This window comes from Bradyrhizobium lupini, from assembly GCF_040939785.1.
Lineage (GTDB): Bacteria > Pseudomonadota > Alphaproteobacteria > Rhizobiales > Xanthobacteraceae > Bradyrhizobium > Bradyrhizobium canariense_D.
This window is the reverse complement of record NZ_CP162553.1, coordinates 1275815-1292863: the sequence shown is the minus strand read 5'-3', so window position 1 is coordinate 1292863 and position 17049 is coordinate 1275815. Positions and strand designations below refer to the sequence as shown.

13 protein-coding genes and 1 pseudogene are annotated in these 17049 nt (G+C 65.7%); 4 read left to right on the top strand and 10 right to left on the bottom strand.

What is annotated here, in order from left to right:
• Nucleotides 1-23: 23 nt before the first annotated feature.
• On the bottom strand, nucleotides 24-1181 hold the full coding sequence (locus AB3L03_RS06505; RefSeq protein WP_018456889.1) for a GGDEF domain-containing protein: 1158 nt from the start codon (nucleotides 1179-1181) through the stop codon (nucleotides 24-26).
• Between the two features lie 433 nt (nucleotides 1182-1614).
• Here AB3L03_RS06505 and AB3L03_RS06500 point away from each other — a divergent pair, with 433 nt between their 5' ends.
• From AB3L03_RS06500 to AB3L03_RS06485, 4 genes are all read left to right on the top strand, one after another.
• Nucleotides 1615-2184, top strand: a complete 570-nt coding sequence (locus tag AB3L03_RS06500) for a sigma-70 family RNA polymerase sigma factor (RefSeq protein ID WP_007593582.1) — start codon at nucleotides 1615-1617, stop codon at nucleotides 2182-2184.
• Entirely contained in the window at nucleotides 2181-2876 is a 696-nt protein-coding gene (locus tag AB3L03_RS06495) for a hypothetical protein (RefSeq protein ID WP_026233260.1), read from the top strand. The genes AB3L03_RS06500 and AB3L03_RS06495 overlap by 4 nt, the downstream gene beginning before the upstream one ends.
• Before the next feature lie 15 nt (nucleotides 2877-2891).
• Nucleotides 2892-4598: a S8 family serine peptidase gene (locus tag AB3L03_RS06490; RefSeq protein WP_204510677.1), complete on the top strand. Its 1707-nt coding sequence runs from the start codon at nucleotides 2892-2894 to the stop codon at nucleotides 4596-4598.
• A 512-nt stretch (nucleotides 4599-5110) separates the two neighbouring features.
• Nucleotides 5111-5752 carry a TIGR03809 family protein gene (locus tag AB3L03_RS06485; RefSeq protein WP_204513910.1) on the top strand — a complete coding sequence of 214 codons (642 nt, stop codon included), beginning with the start codon at nucleotides 5111-5113 and terminating at the stop codon, nucleotides 5750-5752.
• A gap of 27 nt (nucleotides 5753-5779) precedes the next feature.
• On the opposite strand, the gene AB3L03_RS06480 is transcribed toward AB3L03_RS06485, so the two are convergent.
• The 9 genes and pseudogenes from AB3L03_RS06480 to AB3L03_RS06440 form a co-directional block, all read right to left on the bottom strand.
• Nucleotides 5780-7150, bottom strand: a complete 1371-nt coding sequence (locus AB3L03_RS06480; RefSeq protein WP_204510678.1) for a TIGR03808 family TAT-translocated repetitive protein — start codon at nucleotides 7148-7150, stop codon at nucleotides 5780-5782.
• 103 nt (nucleotides 7151-7253) lie between these two features.
• Complete coding sequence (locus AB3L03_RS06475; RefSeq protein ID WP_018456884.1) at nucleotides 7254-7907, bottom strand: pyroglutamyl-peptidase I; 654 nt, start codon at nucleotides 7905-7907, stop codon at nucleotides 7254-7256.
• Nucleotides 7904-8893 carry a methylmalonyl Co-A mutase-associated GTPase MeaB gene (gene meaB / locus AB3L03_RS06470; RefSeq protein ID WP_018456883.1) on the bottom strand — a complete coding sequence of 330 codons (990 nt, stop codon included), beginning with the start codon at nucleotides 8891-8893 and terminating at the stop codon, nucleotides 7904-7906. The genes AB3L03_RS06475 and meaB overlap by 4 nt, the downstream gene beginning before the upstream one ends.
• 51 nt (nucleotides 8894-8944) lie before the next feature.
• The gene (locus AB3L03_RS06465; RefSeq protein WP_018456882.1) at nucleotides 8945-10459 is read right to left on the bottom strand and encodes a tripartite tricarboxylate transporter permease; all 1515 of its coding nucleotides are present in this window, start codon (nucleotides 10457-10459) and stop codon (nucleotides 8945-8947) included.
• A 4-nt stretch (nucleotides 10460-10463) separates the two neighbouring features.
• Nucleotides 10464-10958 carry a tripartite tricarboxylate transporter TctB family protein gene (locus AB3L03_RS06460; protein WP_007608177.1) on the bottom strand — a complete coding sequence of 165 codons (495 nt, stop codon included), beginning with the start codon at nucleotides 10956-10958 and terminating at the stop codon, nucleotides 10464-10466.
• Between the two features lie 174 nt (nucleotides 10959-11132).
• Nucleotides 11133-12124 (bottom strand): annotated as a pseudogene (locus AB3L03_RS06455) (tripartite tricarboxylate transporter substrate binding protein).
• 367 nt (nucleotides 12125-12491) lie between these two features.
• Entirely contained in the window at nucleotides 12492-14648 is a 2157-nt protein-coding gene (scpA, locus tag AB3L03_RS06450) for a methylmalonyl-CoA mutase (protein ID WP_204510679.1), read from the bottom strand.
• Between the two features lie 23 nt (nucleotides 14649-14671).
• Nucleotides 14672-15136, bottom strand: coding sequence for a GFA family protein (locus tag AB3L03_RS06445; protein ID WP_007608185.1), 465 nt, complete (start codon nucleotides 15134-15136; stop codon nucleotides 14672-14674).
• Nucleotides 15133-17004 (bottom strand): methylmalonyl-CoA mutase family protein, encoded by a 1872-nt coding sequence (locus AB3L03_RS06440; RefSeq protein WP_368508362.1) that lies wholly within the window; start codon nucleotides 17002-17004, stop codon nucleotides 15133-15135. Before AB3L03_RS06440 ends, AB3L03_RS06445 begins: the two co-directional genes overlap by 4 nt.
• Nucleotides 17005-17049 lie beyond the last annotated feature (45 nt).

Here is a 17049-nt window from a genome sequence, read left to right as displayed (position 1 = left end):
CGCGCCGGGAGAAAATGGATTGATCAGCTGGTTGCAATGCGGTTGCGCCCCTGTGCCTTGGCGGAATAGAGCGCGCTATCGGCGCGCACGAGAAACGTGTCGGCGGTATCGTTGTCGCGCAGCGTCACGACGCCCGCGGAAATGGTCACGCGCATGCCCGGGGAGAATGCGCTCCAGTCCAGATCGGCGACGATGCCGCGCAGCCGATCGAGCGTGCGCGATGCCGCATCGCCGTCCGTCCCCGGCAGCAGCAGCAAGAATTCCTCGCCGCCGTAGCGGCCGAAGCAGTCGGCCGGGCGGATGTTGGCGAAAATGGTGATTGCGAAGGTGCGCAGCACCTCGTCGCCGACGGGATGGCCATGGGCGTCGTTGATGCGCTTGAACCAGTCGAGATCGATGAGTGCGATCGCGCAAGGGGTCGATGTCTGCCGCGATTTTTCGATCTCGGCGTCGAGAAGCCGCATGATGCAGCGGCGGTTGTAGGAGCCGGTGAGTTCGTCGAGCTCCGCCAGCTCCTCGATGCGCTGATAGGCGGCCTTCAGCTCGATGCTGCGCCGGTACAGGATCTTGCGCAGCGTGGCGCCGAACAGGCCGAGGAAGGCGCACTGGCCAATCACCAGCACGAAGCACAGCATCGAGGCGGCCCGTTGCAGCTGGGTCGTAACCGGCAGTCCGATTGGCAAGTCCGAGGCGAGGAAGACCAAGGCGAGCCCGCAAGTGGCGAGGCCCCAGGTGAGCATCGCCTGGCTCGATGTCATACGAAGCGTGCCGAAGGCGAAGATCAGAAACAGCACGGCAAGGAACGCAACTCCGACTGTCGGCACCGCGAGCAGGAACAGCAGCTGCAGCGACATATGCGCCGAGATCTGGAAGACGGTGAGGTAATGATCCTCGAACCGGTCGCCGAAGCCCGCTTCCGACAGCACGGTGAAGGTTCCGATGGTCAGAAGGCCGCCGAGCCAGAACAGTGACGGAACGCCCATGGAGATGACGCCGTCATAGGCGTAGAGCAGCAGGACGGAGGCGCCGAGCGAGTAGCTCGCCACCTGGCCGACATACATCTGGCGCCGCTGCCGGATCCGGCGCGCCAGGACCTCGGGTGCCGCAGCCGCGGTCGTCAGGGCGAGATCCGCGGCCTCAGCGGCATTCCTCTCGGGAAAGGACGTCGCAGCCGTGCTCATGGTCCCGCCCAATGGTGGATGTCAGCCCAAAAATCTACGTGGCAAGCCTTTAGGTTTGGTATCCTTCGAAACCGAATCCACGCTGTGCAGCGCAGGAGCGGGGACGTCGAGCGGCCGAGGAATTTGCCGGCCATGAGGCGTCGTGTGCGACGCGGTCGAGCCAAAGCAGGGCTTCGGAAGACATATGTCGTGCTAGGCTGCTAAGGTTCCATGCACGTCGGCCCCTCTATGCTGGACGGCATTGCTCAGGAAAGTGCTTCATTACTATGTTACCGTTCTTGAGCGCGGCGCCCAGCCGCGGGTGGCAAAAGGAAATTTCGCGTATGTGGGGTAGATCACACAGCCTCCCGTATGACTGCGGTAGGCTGAACAATTTTACCCCTCCCGTCGAACCGTCTGCCGCATCGACCCGACCAATCTTGCGAGACGGCCTTTGAGCGTGACACAAGCGGCTTCGGACGAGATCCTGATCGCCAGGATCGCTCAAGGCGACCGGCTCGCCATGCAGGTGCTGTACGGGCGGCACCATGTCAGGGTGTATCGGTTCGGCCTTCGGCTCGTGCGGGACGAGCAGGCGGCGGAAGACCTCATCAGTGAGGTATTTCTCGACGTCTGGCGTCAAGCCGGCAAGTTCGAGGGCCGATCCGCCGTTTCCACCTGGCTGCTGGCCATTACCCGATTCAAGGCCCTGTCTGCGCTTCGGCGCAGGAAGGATTTTGAGTTGGACGACGACGCCGCGAACGCGATCGAGGACACGTCCGACAATCCGGAAACGGCGGTGCAGAAGAAGGATACCAGTGAAGCGTTGCGGGAGTGTCTGACGGGCCTCTCGCCGGATCATCGGGAAATCGTCGATCTCGTCTACTACCACGAGAAATCCGTGGAAGAGGTGGCCGAAATCGTTGGCATCCCGGAGAACACTGTGAAGACGCGCTTGTTCTATGCGCGCAAGAAATTGGCCGAACTGCTGAAGGCAGCCGGCATTGAGCGAGGCTGGCCATGATGGCTTTGAGCAAGAAGATGCTGGAGCAAGAGCCCGGTGAAATTGAACTGCTGCTGCCGTGGCACGCCGCCGGCACGCTGAACCCGCGCGATGCGCGCCGCGTCGACGAGGCGCTAGCGCGCGATCCCGAGCTCGCGAAGCAATATGCCGCGATCCGCGGCGAGTATGAAGAGACCATTCATCTGAACGAGAGCCTGGGTGCTCCGTCGGCGCGCGCGATGCAGAAGCTGTTCGCGGCGATCGACGCCGAGCCCGCGCGGGCGGCCGGTTCGCTGCCGCTGTCGGCGCGCATCGCCACCTTCTTTGCGAGCCTGTCGCCGCGCACTCTCGCCTGGTCGGCGAGCCTTGGCGCCATGGCCCTCGTGCTGCAAGCCGGAATCATCGGCGCGGTGTTGACGCAGACCCAGACTGCGACCTTCCAGACTGCTTCGCTTTCGACCAGCGCTCCGATCACACGCGACCTCGGCACGACCGTCCCGCCAGCGCGCGCGCTGGTACGCTTCACGCCCGAGGCGCGCGTCGCCGACATCACCGCATTGCTCGACGGCTACCAGGCTTCGATCATCGGTGATGCCAAGGGCGGCATGTTCCGCCTCCAGTTCGACAAGGCGATGAGCCGTGACGAACTCAACTCGCTGCTTGGCAAGATGCAGCGCGAGAAGTTCGTCAACCTCGCCGTCGCGGCGCCGTAAGGCGCTTCCAAGCTGATGACGCGCAAGTCCGAAAGTGGAGTAAGAGCCGGGGTCTGCGCTTCGTCGGTCGCAGCCGCGCTTTTGCTCGCCGCCTGTCTCGGCGTCGAGGTTGCGCAGGCGCAGGCGATCATGCGCACGCCGACGATCAGCGTCCCCTCCCGAATGCCGACCATTTCTCCTGGCATCGCCGCACGCGTCAGTCCGGGCGTTGCAGCCAGAGCGGTGGCCGTCGGCCGCGGTCCCGGTCCGATCGTGACGACGAGGATTTCGGCGCGGATGGGGCCGACGCCGGTGCTGCCTTATGCGCGCTACTCCCCGAACCTCTATCCCGCCTGTACCGCGCCCGATCGCGACGCCGCCGGCGAATGCCTGGCGCAGCAGAACGCAGGCGGCGATGGCTCGGGCAAATCGGGCAAGAAGACCGCCGGAAAGCGGCGCGGCAACAACGCGCCCGTCGCCGCGGATTTGCGTACCTTCGCCGACGAATTCGTCGCCGAGATCGATGGCGGGCTGTCGTCGACCGAGGCCGACGAGCTTGCGCGTCGCCATGGCCTGACGCGCGTGTCCTCCGAGAATTTTCCGCTGATCGGGGCGACGTTCGGACTGTTCCGCATCACCGACGGCCGGCCCTCCGCGAGGGTGCGGCGTGAATTCGCGGCCGACGGCAGCGTGCGTTCGGTCCAGCCGAACTTCCGCTACCTGCTTCAGGACCAGAAATCGTCGGTGCCGACCGAGGGAGATCCCGCGCAATATGCGCTGGCCAAGCTCCGCCTGCCGCAGGCACATACTCTCGCGCATGGCGCCAATGTGACGGTTGCTGTGATCGACTCCGGCATCGACGCCCGACATCCGGAACTTGCCAATTCCATTGCCGACAATTTCGATGCGCTCGGTAGCGCCGAAGGCCCGCACATTCATGGCACCGGCATTGCAGGCGCCATCGTGGCGCATGCCAAGCTGATGGGCAGCGCGCCCGAGGCGCGCATCATCGCCATCCGCGCCTTCGGCGGCACCACCGGCGGGGCCGAGAGCTCGTCCTACATCATCCTGCGCTCTCTGAACTATGCCGCCGAGCACGGCGCGCAGATCGTCAACATGAGCTTTGCCGGTCCCAAAGACGCGGTGATCGAGCGGGCCATCGCGGCGACCGCCGCGCGTGGCCTGGTGCTGATCGCAGCCGCCGGCAATGCCGGCGCGAAGTCGCCGCCGCTCTATCCGGCCGCCAATCCCAACGTGATCGCGGTCAGCGCAACCGACCAGCAGGACCGGCTGTTCACCGCCTCCAACCGTGGCAACTACATCGCGGTCGCGGCCCCCGGCGTCGATATCTTCCTGCCGGCGCCTGACGGCAAATACCAGATGACGTCGGGCACCTCGTTCTCGGCCGCCTATGTCTCCGGCGTCGCGGCGCTGCTGCTCGAGCGCAACTCCGCCTTGAAGCCGGAAGCGCTGCGCACGACGCTGGCGAAGACGGCGCGTGACCTCGGTTCACCCGGGCGTGATGATCTGTTCGGCGATGGCGAGGCCGACGCGTTTGCCGCGGTCATGGCCGTTCCCGCCGCCGGCGCGACGCCGGTCGCGGCCGCATCCGGTACAACAAAACGTGAAGATATCGAGAAGCGTCGCGACGAGCCTGCCATCCGCGCATTAGAGCAACCCTCGTTGTCGAGCACCGAGGATAAAGCCACGGTTTCTCAGGCGGATAGGCCGGCGACGCGATAGCGGCTCCGACAACTTTGCGCGCGGCGCGAAGGTTGAAAAATCAAACGCCGCATTGAACGTTCGGCCCGCTGCCACGACCAAATTATGTGGGAGCGGTTATCCCTCCCCATAAGTCATATCAGGCGCGAGCGCCCATCCACCCCAAGCGCCCATATGGCTCGACCCGTCCGGTTGTCCCCCCGGACGGGTCTTTTCTTTTGGGCGTCCAATCCCTCGAAGCCTGCGCGAGATCAGCTTCCGGTTGAGAGATCGTGGCTCACTCATCGCCACTGCTCCGCCGGCACGCCGCAAGCGCGCTATGCTTGTGCGAAGCTTGACTCCAAAACCGCTTGAATCTCCGCACGACTACGGAGTTTGGCGACGAAAACATCGTCGTTGCTGGACAAGTCAAAACTTTTCCACAAAATATTCACGTCGCGTCTAAATTGATCTGTGTGCGTTGCGTTGCGTCGCGTCCGTATTTTCTCCTGACGGGCTGATTTATGACACATCGCCAAGAGGCTATTCGCGACGTGGCTATTGGCCGCGACATTGCGGCACGCTGGTGCGCTCTCGCCGAGCAGCGGCTGGTGCATCTCTCCGAGATGTTCGAGACCGGGCGCTGGCGCCGCTATCACTCCGAGATCGCATTTCTCGAAAACATCCAGGAAGCGAAGCTCGCCGTCCAGACCTGGCGCGCCCTTGCCACCGGCGCTGACGTCGCCACGGCGGCCGCGAGCGTGTCGCCCGCATTCGGCTGGTCGCCGGCGACCATGCCCCGCATGTTTCCGCGCGAGCAGCAGGCGCAGACAGTGCAACCGAAGGCCGTGCACATCGTCCCGGAGACCGCCGTGCCGGTCAGGCTCGATCCCAAGCCGGGCGGTCTCGCCGACATCTCCGAAGCCCCGGCCGCGCGGGTCGCCGCGCCTGCCCCGATGGCACCGCTCCAAGTGCCGGCTGCCATGGCGCCGCCCACCGCGCCCGTCGCGATGACGGGGCCCAAGGTGCCGGCCGCGACGGCAGCGCCCAAGGCGCTGGCTGCGATGGCGGCGCTTCTGCCGCAGTTCTCTCCGCCGGCAGCCGAAATTGTCGCAGCCCCCGAGCGCCTGGTTGAGTTCACCTTCAGCCTCGACGGGCTCGAAGCGAAGTATCCACTGCTGCGGAACGCGTTCTAGCGTTCGGGAGGAGGCGAGCAGCGGCAGCTATCGCCGCACCGCATTCCCGCCGACCACCAATTGCGCAAACCGCTGGGCGCCGTCCACCGACAGATCGGACGTCACGGCGCGCGCATGATCGAGCCCGACCACGGCGCCGCGCGGGGTTTCCGAGATCATGTTGTTGTTGACGAGCGCGGTGCCGGCGCCGGGCACGACGGACACCCCGACGCCGGCCAGTGCCTTGCGGATCACGTTGCCCGTGATCGCGACGTCGCGGAGATATTTGCCCCAGCCGGCGACGATGCCGTAGGACGGCGCGTTCTCGATCACGTTGCCGGTGACAGATGAATCCGCCTCGATGTAGATGCCGATGCCGGCATCGTCATCCGGCGCGGTGCCGATCGGCCGCTTCGGGATCAGATTGCGGATGATGTTGCCCTGGACCACGGCGATGCGGCCGCCTTCGTTGAAATTGCAGACGGAGACGCCGACCGCGGCGCCGTCCACAATGTTGTTGGCGATCACCGCGGCCTCGAAAGCGAATTCCGAATAGAGCGCGACCTCGCGCACATCGCTAACGCTGTTGCCGGTGATGTGGATGTTCGAGGTCGAGTTGCCGCGCACGGCGGAGTAATCGCAGTTCTTGATGCGATTGCCGCGCACGATGACGTTGCCGGCGCGGAACGTGTTGATGGCGTTGCCGTACTGGCCGGAGCCGCCGGGGCCGGCCTTGATGTCCTCGATGCGGTTATCGGTGACCAGCGTGCCGTCATCGCCGATGGCCGTGCGCAGGATCTCGATGCCGTTGTCGTTGGTGCCGGTGATGGTGTTGTGGGAGACGCTGAGACCCCTGGCATCGAACGACACCACTGCCGTCACCGCGATGTTGGTAAAGATGTTGCCCGAGATGTCGCCGGAGACCTGCTCGAGCCAGATGCCGCTGCCGCCGGAGCCGGTGATCGCGCAATCGGTGATGCGGACGTCGCGTCCGCCGAGGATCTGGATCAGCCCGCGCCGCGTCGGCAGCGGAATGCCGCCGCCGTCGAAGGTGATGCCGGAAAGGCCGATTGCATCGGAGCCGTCGCTCTGGATCGCCGAGGCCCCGCCGGTGAAGACGAATTTTGTCGCGCCGCGCACGCCGATCAGTTGCGCGCCATTTGGCAAGCGTAGCAACCCACTGCGGTAGATGCCGGGTGGCAGCGCTAGCGGCATCTGCGCCCGCGCAGCCTCGTCGATCGCACGCTGGAGCGCGCGGGTCTGATCCTCGCTGCTGCCGGGCCGCACGCCATATTGCGTGGCATCGCGGCCGAGCAGCGACGTCAGCGGCGCCGCACGCGCGGCGTCGGCTGGTATCGCGAGCGCGCCGGCGAGGCCTGCGGTCGATGCTCCAATGAGATGGCGGCGATTGAGGTCCATGACGCGTCCTCCGGCGGACGCGGGGGTCCGCAGCGGTTAGGTAGCGCAAAAACGGGACCGCGCGGCTGGGGCCGTGAGGATTGTTCGCGGTAGGGTTAAATGTTTACACAGTCGTGTTCCGAGCCTTCCGCGCCAACTGTACCATCTCCATCAGCATCGCTTCCCCGGCGTCCACCAGTTCCTCCAGCGTGATCCGCGGCGCGCCCTTGCGGCGCACGGCGCCACTGCGCGCGAGCAGGGGAATATGGATAAATGCGGCGAGCTTTGGCCCGCCGCCCCTGACGTTTTCGATCGCGCGCCAGCTCAGGTAATTGCAGAGATAGGCGCCGGCGTCGCGCGAGGGCCGCGCGTCGATGCCGGTGAGGCGGGCGGCGCGCAGCAGCCTTGCGGTGTGCGGGCCGAAAATCAGCGCGTCCGCATTACCGGCGATGCCGCGCTTGCTCGAGCGGGTGTTGGCGGCATCGGGCCAGAGCATGGTGACGGCGTTGCGCGCGCGGCTCTCGATGCGCAGATAGGGCGTGCGTGCGGCGAGGCCGAACATCAGCAGCGCGTCGGGCTTCTCTTTCGCGAGCACCTCCGGCAATTGCCGGTCCACCGCGGCATAGGTGACTGGGAAGATGTGGCTGGAGATCGCGGCATCGTCGAGTGCGGGACGGCGCAATTGCACCAGCCGGGCGACCAGCGGCTGGGTCGGATTGTAGGGCGCGCCGGGGAACGGGCCGAAGGCGGTGAGGAGAACGCGGAGCTTGTCGCTCATTGCAGCAACTCCAGGATTTTTTCGGCGGCGAGCGCCGGCGTGAGATGGCCGTCGGCCACCTCGGTCTCGATCTTCCGGACCTTGGTCCGCACCGACGCCTCGCTGCGCAACCGCGCCAGCATGCGCTGCTCCAGCATCGACCACATCCACTTCACCTGCTGCTCGCGCCGCCGCGCGGCGAAATCGCCGGAGGCGTTCATGGCCTTGCGATGATCGAGGACCTTTTGCCAGATCTTCGCGATGCCGTCGCCGGTCAGCGCCGAATAGGTCTCGACCGGCGGATGCCAGTGCTCGGAGCGTGGCGTCAGGATATGCAGCGCGCCGCGATAATCGGCGGCGGTGATGTTGGCGCGCTTGAGATTGTCGCCGTCGGCCTTGTTGATCGCGATCATGTCGGCGAGCTCGACCAGGCCCTTCTTGATGCCCTGCAATTCGTCGCCGCCGCCTGGCAGCATCAAGGCCAGGAAGAAATCGGTCATGTCGCAGACCGCGGTCTCGGACTGGCCGATGCCGACGGTCTCGACCAGCACGACGTCGAAGCCGGCCGCCTCGCACAGCAGCATCGCCTCGCGTGTCTTGGCCGCGACGCCGCCGAGCGTGCCCGAGGACGGCGAGGGTCGGATGAAGGCATCGTCGGAAGCCGACAGCCGGGCCATCCGCGTCTTGTCGCCGAGGATCGAGCCGCCGCTGCGGGCTGAGGACGGATCGACTGCGAGCACCGCGATCTTGTGACCCTGTTCGATCAGATGGATGCCGAGCGCGTCGATGGTGGTGGATTTGCCGACGCCGGGCGAGCCGGTGATGCCGACGCGGAGCGCTCTGCCGGTGTCAGGCAAGAGCATCTGCACCAGCTCGCGCGCCAGCGCCTGATGGTCGCTGCGCCGGCTCTCGACCAGCGTGATGGCCCGCGCCAGCGCCGCGCGGCTGCCGGCGCGAAGGTCATGGGCGAGGGATTTGATGTCCAGTGAAGGCTTTTTCTCAACCATGCCCTGCTTTACAACGCCCGCGTGGGGCAGGCGAGGGCCGCCCGCCCGATATCACCGGGATGTCGCCGCCACTCCGGTCCGCACCGGTTTCAGCTTTCGCCACGCCCAGACCATCACCGGCCACAGCAGCGCCCCGATCGCCATGGCGGCGAGGATCGCGGCCACGGGGCGCTCGAAAAACGGCAAAATGCTGCCGTCCGACTTGATCAGCGAAGTGACAAAGGCCTGCTCGACCATGGTGCCCATGACGATGCCGAGCACCATCGCGGCGACGGGATAACCGTTGGCTTCCATGACATAGCCGATCACGCCGAAGGCGGCGACGGTGACGACGCCGAACATGTTGTTGCCGATAGCGAACGAGCCGACTGCGCAGCACAGCATGATGATGGGCATGATGGCGGAGCGCGGTGCCAGCAGGATGTAGGCGGCAACCCGGATCATGGCGATGCCGAGCGGGATCATCAAAATGTTCGCGATGATGAACATCAGATAGATCGCGTACATGCTCGACGCTTTCTCGGTGAACAGCGTCGGTCCGGGGTTGAGCCCCTTCATGTAGAGCACGCCGATCGCGATCGCAGCGATGGTGTCGCCGGGAATGCCGAACAGTAATGATGGCACCCAGCCCGAGGCGATGCTGGCATTGTTGCTGGCGCCGGCCTCGACCAGGCCCTCGACATGGCCGGTACCGAATTTCTCCGGTTCCTTGGAGAAGCGCTTCGACATCGCATAGGACACCCAGGCGGCCATGTCGGCGCCGGCTCCGGGCAGCACGCCGATGATGATGCCGACGATGTTCCCGCGCGTCATCTGCCAATGGTATTTCTTGGTCAGCTTCCACTGACCGGCCATGATGCTTCCGAATTTGCGCCGCGGCAGCGGCGGCGGCTCGGGCGTCAGCATCGCGCGCATCACCTGGGCGACCGCGAACACGCCGACCAGCGCGGGGATCGGCTCGATGCCGCCGAACAGATCGGTGAGGCCGAAGGTGAAGCGCGGCACGCCGCCGGGATTTTCGATGCCGACGCAGGAGACCAGCAGACCGAGGAACATGCCGGCGATCGCCTTCACCGGCGAGGAGCGCGCCACCAGCGTCGCGCACATCAGGCCGAGCAGCGCCAGCCAGAAATACTCGAAGGTCGAGAACGAGAGCGCGATCTCGGCTAGCGGCGGCGCCAGAATCATCAGCGACAGCACGCCGGCGATGCCGCCCACGGCCGAGAACCACACGCCGGCCCCGAGCGCCAACTCGGCCTGTCCCTTCCGGGTCATGGCGTAAGCCTCGTCGGCATAGGCGGCGGAGGCGGGCGTGCCGGGGATGCGCAGCAGCGCACCGGGGATGTCGCCGGAGAAGATCGCCATCGAGGAGGCCGCCACGATGGTCGCAATCGCCGCGATCGGCGAGAGATAGAAGGTGACGGGGACGAGCAGGGCGGTTGCCATCGTCGCCGACAGGCCCGGCAGCGAGCCGATCACGAGCCCGTACACCGAGGCTGCGAACATCGCGATGATGACCTCCCAGGTGGAGATCAGTGCGAACGCTTCAATCAGGGTTTTCAGCATGGGGTCACCAGGGTGTCGGCAACAGGCCGGCGGGAAGCGGCACGCGCAGCAGCTTGCCGAAGATGAGGTGGATGGCGAACGGCGCCAGCGCTGCGAGCGGCAGCGCCAGCTTCCACTTTGCCCCCAACGCGGTCGAGGTGACGTAGACCATGATCGCCGCGGTGATGATGAAGCCGAGCCGGTCGGCCGCGACCACGTAGAACAGCAACAGCGCCGGCGGCAGCAGCGCGCGCAGGCCGTACAACTTTCCCTGAGGCGGCGGGGCAGCCGCTGCCTGGCCATCCTCGAGCGGGATCAGCTCTTCCGCCTCTTCGAAGGTGTGACCGATCCCGAACACGATCGCGAGCCCGCACAGCGCAAGCCCAATGCCGATCACGAGCGGAAATACGTTGGGGCCGACCGGCTGCCCGGGCACCGGCGGCAGCAGCCAGCCGCCATAGGCGGCTGCTGTGCCGAGCACGACGAGAAACGATCCCGTGACGGAGTCGGGAAGGCGCATGGGAGGATCCTATGAGATTTCTTATCCCTCACCCCGTTCTTACGGAGAGAGGGTGGAGTCCGGGGCTGCGTCCGCGTTGGCGGTGAAAGCTGGACTTGGAGAGACTCCCCCTCACCCGAATTTGGGCTGCGCTCAAATTCGACCTCTCCCCGCAAGCGGGGAGAGGTGACAAGATCACGCCTTGCTCAGACCCGCCGCCTTCATCGCTTCGCCCATCTGGGCGTCGCCCTTGTCCATGAAGCTTGCGAACTGGCCGGCATCGCCCCACACGGTGCCGAAGCCGCGATTGCTCATGAAGTCCTTGAACTCGGCGGAGTCGTAGACCTTCTGCAGCGCCGCGGTGAGCTTCGTTGCGATCTCCGGCGGCAGGTTCTTCGGCCCGGCGATGCCGCGCCAGGCGCCGGTCGCGTAGTCGATGCCCATCGCCTCCTTCAGCGTCGGCACGTCCTTGAAGATGGGATTGCGCGCCGGCGCCATGATAGCAAGGCTCCTGGCCTTGCCGGCCTCGATGATGGCGCGGGCTTCCGGCACCGAGCAGGTGGTGAGGTCGAGGCCGCCGGCGGCGAGGTCCTGCATCGCGGGTGCGGCGCCGTTGGACGGCACCCAGGCGACCTGGTTGGCAGGCAGGCCCATCGCCTGCATCCAGCCGACCAGCGCCAGATGCCAAATGCCGCCCTGGCCGGTGCCGGAGGCCTTGAACTTGCCGGGAGGGGCCGCCTTGATGGCTTCCGCGAGCTCCTTCACCGTCTTGTAGGGCGAGGAGGAGGAGACCTGGATGCCCGGGGGGTCTTCGTTCATCAGCGCCAGCGGGTGTAGCTCTTCGGCGCCAGCTCCGTCAGCCCTTGCCAGTGCATCATCGAGATTTCGACGGTGAGCATGCCGATGGTGTAGCCATCAGGTTGCGCGGTCGCGATCGCGGTATGGCCGACGACGCCGGAGCCGCCGGTGCGATTGACCACGTTGAAGGGCTGGCCGAGATCCTTCTCCAGAAGCGCTGCGACAATGCGCGCGGTCGCGTCAGTGCCGCCGCCCGCGCCCCAGGGAACGATCACGGTGACGGGCCGCGCTGGATAGGCTTGCGCGCGTACGGGTGTGAGACCGAATGCGGCGGATGCCGCGACTGCGGCAGATGAAGCCGCAAAGCTGCGGCGCGTAATCTTGGACATCAATGCCTCCCAGCGGCGCCCACGACGTCGGGCGCTCTTGTCTTATGGCGACATTCTAGTCGGCTTTGCAGCGCGGCTGCAAGGTAGCGCTACCAGCGCTCTGCGGGCAACGCGGCCCTCATGCGTGGAATAGTGGAAGGCGAGGCCGGGAGTCTTGCCCGCCTCGGTTGAGGACGCAAACGTCACCGCGCCCATCTGAGCAGGCTCCGCTTCAATTCCGCGAACCAGTCGTCGCAGTCGCGCTCGCATCGCGCTTCATCTTTGCGACCATGAGCGATGCAGTCACCCCCTTCACCATTGCGGTCATGGCGGCGTCGTTGTCGGCGGTCTCGGTGAAGAATGGGCGGATTGCCGAGCGGCGGCCGAATTACTCTGCCGCCTCGCTATGCCCGAGCCGGGCGTTCAGCTTGCGGATCAGCTCCTCGGCCGCGTCCGCGATCACCGTGCCCGGCGGGAAGATGGCTTCCGCGCCGGCCGCGTAGAGCGCATCGTAATCCTGTGGCGGCACCACGCCGCCGACGATGATCATGATGTCGTCGCGGCCCTGCTTCTTCAGCGCGGCCTTGAGCTCCGGCACTGCGGTGAGGTGGGCGGCGGCAAGCGAGGAGACGCCGAGGATGTGGACGTCGTTCTCGACCGCTTGGCGCGCGGCTTCGTCGGCGGTCGCGAACAGCGGCCCAATGTCGACGTCGAAGCCGATATCGGCGAAGGCCGACGCGATCACCTTCTGGCCGCGGTCGTGACCGTCCTGACCGATTTTTGCGACCAGGATGCGCGGACGGCGGCCTTCCGCCTCCTCGAAGGCGTCGATCAGCGCCTGAACCTTCTCGACCCGGTTACCCATGCTGGACGCCTCCCGCTTGTAGACGCCGGTGATGGATTTGATCTCGGCGCGGTGCCGGCCGAACACCTTCTCCATCGCGTCCGAGATCTCGCCGACGGTTGCCTTCGCGCGCGCAGCGTCGATGGCCAGCGCCAACAGATTGCCGTTGCCTTCGCCCGCCGAGCGCGTCAGCGCGGCGAGCGCGGCCTCGACGTCCTTTTGGTTGCGTTCGGACTTCAGCCGCGTCAGCTTGTCGATCTGGAGCCGGCGGACATTGGTATTGTCGACCTTGAGGATATCGATCGGAGCTTCGTCCGTCGGCTTGTATTTGTTGACGCCGATCACCGCCTGCTTGCCGGCGTCGATGCGGGCCTGGGTCTTGGCCGAGGCTTCCTCGATGCGCAGCTTCGGTACGCCGGCCTCGATCGCCTTGGCCATACCCCCGAGCTCCTCGACCTCCTGGATGTGGCCCCAGGCCTTGGCGGCGAGGTCGCGGGTGAGACGCTCGACATAATACGAGCCGCCCCAGGGATCGATGATGCGGGTGGTGCCGCTCTCGTGCTGCAGGAAGAGCTGCGTGTTGCGGGCAATGCGCGCCGAAAAGTCGGTCGGCAAAGCGAGCGCCTCGTCGAGCGCATTGGTGTGCAGCGACTGGGTGTGGCCTTGCGTCGCCGCCATCGCTTCCACAGTCGTGCGCATCACGTTGTTGAAGACGTCCTGCGCGGTCAGCGACCAGCCGGATGTCTGGCAATGCGTGCGCAGTGACAGCGAGCGCGGATCCTTCGGATTGAAAGGCTTCAGCAGCTTCGCCCAGAGCAGCCGCGCGGCGCGCATCTTGGCCACTTCCATGAAGAAGTTCATCCCGGTCGCCCAGAAGAACGACAGCCGCGGCGCGAAGCGGTCGACATCGAGGCCCGCCGCAAGGCCGGCACGAAGGTATTCGACGCCGTCGGCCAGCGTATAGGCGAGCTCGAGGTCCTGCGTCGCGCCGGCCTCTTGCATGTGATAGCCGGAGATCGAGATCGAATTGTATTTCGGCATTTTTTGCGAGGTATACGCAAAAATGTCCGAGATGATCCGCATCGAAGGCGCGGGCGGATAGATGTAGGTGTTGCGCACCATGAACTCTTTCAGAATGTCGTTCTGAATGGTCCCTGAGAGCTTCTCCGGCGGCACGCCCTGTTCCTCGGCGGCCGCAACGTAGAGCGCGAGGATCGGCAGCACCGCGCCGTTCATGGTCATGGACACGCTCATCTGGTCGAGCGGAATGCCCGCAAACAGCGTGCGCATGTCGTAGATGGAATCGATGGCAACGCCGGCCATGCCGACGTCGCCGCCGACGCGCGGATGGTCGCTGTCATAGCCGCGATGGGTGGCGAGATCGAACGCGACCGAGAGGCCCTTCTGTCCGGCCGCGAGATTGCGGCGGTAGAACGCGTTGGAATCCTCCGCGGTGGAGAAGCCGGCATATTGCCTGACGGTCCAAGGCTGGTTGACATACATGGTCGGGTAGGGGCCGCGCAGATAAGGCGCGATGCCCGGATAAGTCTCGAGGAAGTCGAGCCCGGCCAGATCGGTCTCGCTATAAGCGGACTTCACCAGAATGCCCTCGGGCGTCAGCCACGGCTCGGCGCTGCCTGATGGCGCGGCGCTTGTGGTGCGCTCGAACGCGATGTCTGCGAAATCAGGAATGCGGCTCATGGATTCAACCATATCATAGGCGCTCAATCATGGTCCGGATGCTGATGGCTGACGATGGTCGCCATCTTCTCCGGTCCGTAATTCTGCTGCGTGGTCTGGCTTGGAAGATTGGCGATCCCGACCACCCAGCCGAGACGGGACTCGGTGCCGAACTGCCGCGTCGGCACCACGTGGTCCGGGCGGTCGAACGCGCCGGTCATGATCTCGATCCGATCGCCGTCGATGCGGCCAAAGCTCAGCGGCGTGCCGCAGGCGGCGCAAAAGCCGCGCTCGGCGATGGAGGAGGAGCGGAAGAACGACGGCTTTCCCTTGGTCCAGGCGAAGTCCGTCTTGTTGATGTCGGCAAAAGAGGCGAACGGCGCGCCGCTGGCCTTCTGGCACATCCGGCAGTGGCAGATCGAAACCCTGTTCGGCGCCGTCATGACTCCAAAGCGCACTGCCCCGCATTGGCAGCCGCCGGTGAGAACGGGTTTGCCTGCTTCCGTCATGGCTGCTCCATCCGTCGATACGTGTCTTGCAGCGTCGCAAGCGCATCGGCACCGGCAAAGACGAAGCCGGTGACGCCGGCTGCACGCAGCGCCGCCTCGGCATCGGTCGGGCGGCCTGCCAGATAGATAAGTCGGGCCCCGGCGGTTTGCAGGGCCTGCGCCGCGGCTTGGGCGTGTTCCGCATAAACCTTGTCGCTGGAACAAAGACAGGCGAGCCCGGCGCCGGAGGCCTTGAAGGCGGCAGCCAACTGGGCCGGATCGGCGAAGCCCTGGCTGTCGACGGCCTGGATGCCACCGGTCTCGAACAGGCTTTTGGCAAAGGTCGCGCGCGCCGTGAAATCAGCGGGCGTGCCGAGATTGGCCAAGAAGACTTTCGGCCGCGCGCCGTGTGCCTTCAAGGCCGCATCGGATTTGTCCCGCAGCGCCTCGAACGGTTCCGCCAGCCGGATCGGCGGCAGTGCGTCGAATTTGTATTTTTGCTCGCCATAGGGCGCCAGCGCGATCGGCGTCGCCTTCAGCACCGTCGTCTCGTTCTCGTGCAGGTTCGGAAACTCGCTGGCGCCGGTCAGCACGTCGCGGCGTCTTGCGATGTTGGCGTCGCGGGCTTTTCGCGCGGCCGCGACCTTGCTCTGGAACAGGCCCTGCTGAAGCGCAGCGAAGGCGCCGCCGGCTCTCTCGCTCTCCTGGAATAGCGCCCAGGCCGCGTCGCAGAGCTGGCCGGTCAGTGTTTCGATGCCGCCTGCGCCTGCCGCGGGATCGCTGACCTTGGCGAGGTTGCTCTCTTCCAGCAGCACGAGCTGCGTATTGCGCGCCACGCGCCGCGCGAATGGATCGGGCAGGCCGAGCGCCAGCGTATGCGGCAGCACGGTGACCGCGTTGGCACCGGCAAGTCCGGCCGCAAACGTCGCCATGGTCGCGCGCAGCATGTTCACATAGGGATCGCGCTGCGTCAGCATGCGCCAGGCGGTATCGGCGGCGATGTACAGCGGTTTTGGCGTGAGCCCGCACGCCGTCTCGATACGCGCCCACAGCAGCCGCAATGCGCGGAATTTTGCCATGGTGAGGAACTGGTCTGCATCCGCGGCAAGCCGCGCATAGACCATGCCCTGCGCCTGCTCCAGCGGAACGCCCGCGCCCTCGATCGCGCGGAAATAAGCGACGCCGCAGGCGAGCGCGAAGGCGAGCTCCTGCACCTCCGAGCCACCGGCATCGTGGATCACGCGTCCGTCGGCCGATGCAAACGGCCCCTTGAAGCCGAGCGCGGCGAGGCCCTTGACGCCGCCGGTGATGGCCGGAACGATCTCATCCCAGGTATAGGGGCTGTGGCCCCACACCGCGCAGGCCGCGAGCGGATCGAGCCCGAAGCGGATGTCGCAGGCCCCGGGATCGATGCCCTTGCTCTTCACATATTCCGCGACGTGGATCGCCGCCATCCGCGATTGCGGACCGATCTCGAGCTCGAGGCCGATGCCGGCATCGAGATGGACGTCCTTCAAGATCTTTGCGACTGCGTCCGCGGTCGCTTCCAGCCCGAAACCGTGAGCGGCATTGCCGCCGGCGAACACCAGCGCCAGCCCCGTCGCGCCATTTTCGAGATCGGTCAGTGCCTGTGCATTCGCCGCACTTGCATCGGGATGGTCGATCCGCTGCATGATCTGCCAGGGCGCGGATGCCGGCCGTCCCACCACGGGCGCAATGCCTTTGGCGCGCGGATAGAGCGGATCGATCTTGATCCCGTCATAGGTCTTGCCAACCAGCTTCTCGAACGGCGCGCCCTTCAGCACGCCATCGACCAGCTTGCGCCAGTCCTCGACGGTCGCCTTGGGAAAATCCGCCGCCAGCGGCAGGTCGTCAGTCGCGGAGGTCATGCGGCGAAGGGCTCCCGAAAATCTTGTTGTTCGCAGGCGAAATTG

Coding starts and splice junctions, on each gene's coding strand:
- AB3L03_RS06505 (WP_018456889.1), bottom strand. CDS start 1,181: ATGAGCACGGCTGCGACGTCCTTTCCCGAGAGGAATGCCGCTGAGGCC.
- AB3L03_RS06495 (WP_026233260.1), top strand. CDS start 2,181: ATGATGGCTTTGAGCAAGAAGATGCTGGAGCAAGAGCCCGGTGAAATT.
- AB3L03_RS06490 (WP_204510677.1), top strand. CDS start 2,892: ATGACGCGCAAGTCCGAAAGTGGAGTAAGAGCCGGGGTCTGCGCTTCG.
- AB3L03_RS06480 (WP_204510678.1), bottom strand. CDS start 7,150: ATGGACCTCAATCGCCGCCATCTCATTGGAGCATCGACCGCAGGCCTC.
- AB3L03_RS06475 (WP_018456884.1), bottom strand. CDS start 7,907: ATGAGCGACAAGCTCCGCGTTCTCCTCACCGCCTTCGGCCCGTTCCCC.
- meaB (WP_018456883.1), bottom strand. CDS start 8,893: ATGGTTGAGAAAAAGCCTTCACTGGACATCAAATCCCTCGCCCATGAC.
- AB3L03_RS06465 (WP_018456882.1), bottom strand. CDS start 10,459: ATGCTGAAAACCCTGATTGAAGCGTTCGCACTGATCTCCACCTGGGAG.
- AB3L03_RS06460 (WP_007608177.1), bottom strand. CDS start 10,958: ATGCGCCTTCCCGACTCCGTCACGGGATCGTTTCTCGTCGTGCTCGGC.
- scpA (WP_204510679.1), bottom strand. CDS start 14,648: ATGAGCCGCATTCCTGATTTCGCAGACATCGCGTTCGAGCGCACCACA.
- AB3L03_RS06445 (WP_007608185.1), bottom strand. CDS start 15,136: ATGACGGAAGCAGGCAAACCCGTTCTCACCGGCGGCTGCCAATGCGGG.
- AB3L03_RS06440 (WP_368508362.1), bottom strand. CDS start 17,004: ATGACCTCCGCGACTGACGACCTGCCGCTGGCGGCGGATTTTCCCAAG.